The following is a 2,634-nucleotide window of genomic DNA, read 5'->3' as shown; positions in this document are numbered from 1 at the left end:
GGTATGTCAGGTAGACAGGCATGACGGACGAACTCAGGTCAACGCTTCGTGGCGGGGTGAATGCGATTGACGCGCGAGCGAGTGAGATTGTGCGGTCCTCGACGGGAGAGAACATGATTTCGCGGCTCGGCACCGCGGACTGGTTGAGTTTGGGCGCGCTCTTTTGGGCGTGGGTCGGGGCAATCCTCTTCGTGTCGAACGAGCCGAATTGGGCGATTATGGCCGTCCTCGTCGGATTCGTCTTCGACAAGGCGGATGGCTACTACGCCCGAAAGACGGGAACCACGTCGGCGTTCGGCCGCCAAATCGACTCTTTCATCGACATCTTCACGTACCTCGTGTCGGCGGCGCTTCTGTACCATATCGCGCTCGCGCCGAACGCGGTCGTGAGCGCCGTCGTCGGGTTCGTCGTCCTCTCCTTCGGCGGCCTTCGCCTCATCCGGCACAATAGCGAAGGGTTCGGCGACGAGTCCGGAACCTCGTACTACCACGGGACGACCGTCGTCCACACGCATCTCGTGGTGCTGGCGAACTACTTCCTCTTTCAGTTCGTGCCGATGTGGAACGGGTGGGTTGCCGGCGCGACCATCGTCGCCGTCTGCCCGCTCATGACTTCCGACTACAAGGCGTACAAAACCGACGCTGGTCACGTTCTCGTCGGCATCGCCGGTTCCATTGCGGTTGCAGGCTGTCTCGCGCTCGAATTCGGCGTGCTATGACAGGACAGAAGCCCGACGAAGCGGACAGCAACAGCAGGGAAGACAGTGGTGGACGCGATAAGACAACTCTTGCAGTCGACCTTCACGTCCACACTGACGCGTCCTACGACTGCGAGATGTCGGTCGAAACGGTGTTGGCCCGCGCTTCGGCGGTCGGTCTCGACGCCGTCACAATCACTGACCACGACTCGGTCGGGTCGCTCTCGCGGGCGTTCGAAATCGCCCACGAATACGGCGTCCGAGTCGTACCCGGCGTCGAAGTCACCACGGCGGACGGCCACCTTCTCGCGCTCGGCATCGACGAACCACCGGAGCGAGGACGGCAACTTGTCGAGACGGCACGGTCAGTCCGCGAGTCGGGGGGACTCGCGGTCGTTCCGCATCCGTTTCAGACGTTCCGACACGGGGCGTCTCGCCGGGATATCCGCGACGTTGACGCCATCGAGGTCTACAATGCGCACACGCTCACCGGATTCAGAAACGGGCAGGCGCGACGATACGCCCGACGGCAGGGACTTCCGGGCACGGCTGGGAGCGATGCGCACAGAGCTTCGCTGGTCGGACAGGCACACACGATGGTCTCGGTCAAGCCAGCGAACGAGTCGATTTCGACCGCCGACATCTTGGACGCGATTCGCGCCGGGCGAACCGTCGCCCGCGGGACACGAACGTCCGCGCGACAGTACCTGAAAAAGTACGCGACTAACGCCCGTCTCAAGACCTTCTCGTTACTGTGACTCGCCGCGTGTTCGACTCCGCGAGAGCGCGGACTGCGGCGCTCGTCCGACTCGGGGTCGTTGCGATTCTGCTCGGTGCAGGTGTCCTCGTAATTGCCGAGTTCGCACCCTCACTTACCGACCCGGCGTGGATTCAGTCGGCCGTTTCCGCGGCGGGGCCGTTCGCCCCGCTGGTGTTTGTCGGTATCCAGACGGTGCAGGTGATACTCGCACCCATCCCCGGACAGGCGCTCGCGGCCGTCGGCGGCTATCTCTTCGGGACAGTCGTCGGGACTGTCTACAGCATGGTCGGCGTCGTGACCGGGAGCGTCGTCGTCTTCCTTCTCGCGCGTCGGTTCGGCCGCCCGGCCGTCGAGCGCTTCGTCGACGACGCGATTCTGGAGAGGTTCGACGACTTCGCCGAGCACCGCGGTGTCGCCGGTCTGTTCGTCCTCTTTCTTCTGCCGGCGTTCCCCGACGACGCGCTCTGCGCGCTCGCCGGTCTCTCCCCGATTCGACTGCGGACGCTCGTCGTCCTCGTCGCCGTCGGCCGCCTCCCGACGTTCGCGTTGGCGGCCGCCGCGGGGCAGAGCGCAGAGGCGGCGAACTACAGCACGATGGTCGTTCTCGTCGTCGCGGGACTCGTTGCGTCAGCAGTCGTCTACCGATACCGCGACAAACTCGCGGGCGTGGCTGGCTGAGAAGGGGAAGGAGCCCGTTTCAGACAGCGGCGCGAGGATTCAAATAGAAAGACGGCTCCACAGCGTCCTACGACTCTCACCGGAGCAGTCGGTGAACGCCGTAGATACCCAGCGCGCAGACAACCGGCGGGACGAGACCGTAGATGGCCGGAAGGTCGTAGAGGAAGGTGACGAACAGAACGGCCACCGAACCGGTCGTTTGGCCGACCGGCGTCTGCAACTCAGCAGGAACCGACGCAACCAGACCGACGTATACCGACGCCATGAACACGAAGCCCGAAAGCGCGAGTGTCAGGTCGTACCGGCGGGCGGAGCCGGGTTTGCGGGGTCGCCGCGCGGCGCACAGTATCGGGGGGGCGAGCGGGGGGGCGGCAAACCGTCCCACCGGGACGGAGAAAGGCCCCGGGGGGGGGAGCGGGCCACCCGGGACGCCCGCCGCTGCGGCCGCGAGGGACACGAGGCCCAAGGAGACCGGGACCGGGGCGGCAACCGGGGCGT

At 65.3% G+C, this 2,634-nt stretch carries 4 protein-coding genes; 3 read left to right on the top strand and 1 reads right to left on the bottom strand.

The window, feature by feature from the left end; all coding sequences use genetic code 11:
- Positions 1-20 precede the first annotated feature (20 nt).
- From QT222_RS02830 to QT222_RS02820, 3 genes are read left to right on the top strand one after another with little or no spacing between them, the layout of a single operon-like run.
- Positions 21-719, top strand: a complete 699-nt coding sequence (locus tag QT222_RS02830; protein ID WP_004059442.1) for a CDP-alcohol phosphatidyltransferase family protein — start codon at positions 21-23, stop codon at positions 717-719.
- Positions 716-1,456 carry a CehA/McbA family metallohydrolase gene (locus tag QT222_RS02825; RefSeq protein ID WP_491476237.1) on the top strand — a complete coding sequence of 247 codons (741 nt, stop codon included), beginning with the start codon at positions 716-718 and terminating at the stop codon, positions 1,454-1,456. The genes QT222_RS02830 and QT222_RS02825 overlap by 4 nt, the downstream gene beginning before the upstream one ends.
- Positions 1,453-2,136 carry a TVP38/TMEM64 family protein gene (locus QT222_RS02820; protein ID WP_491476236.1) on the top strand — a complete coding sequence of 228 codons (684 nt, stop codon included), beginning with the start codon at positions 1,453-1,455 and terminating at the stop codon, positions 2,134-2,136. Before QT222_RS02825 ends, QT222_RS02820 begins: the two co-directional genes overlap by 4 nt.
- A 76-nt stretch (positions 2,137-2,212) precedes the next feature.
- Here the strand turns inward: QT222_RS02820 and QT222_RS02815 are convergent.
- A partial coding sequence (locus tag QT222_RS02815) for a DUF8056 family protein (RefSeq protein WP_491476235.1) occupies positions 2,213-2,634 on the bottom strand: 422 nt, incomplete at its 5' end.

The organism is Haloferax sp. s1 (assembly GCF_058382125.1).
This window is presented reverse-complemented; position numbering and strand designations above follow the sequence as displayed.

Coding starts and splice junctions, on each gene's coding strand:
- QT222_RS02830 (WP_004059442.1), top strand. CDS start 21: ATGACGGACGAACTCAGGTCAACGCTTCGTGGCGGGGTGAATGCGATT.
- QT222_RS02825 (WP_491476237.1), top strand. CDS start 716: ATGACAGGACAGAAGCCCGACGAAGCGGACAGCAACAGCAGGGAAGAC.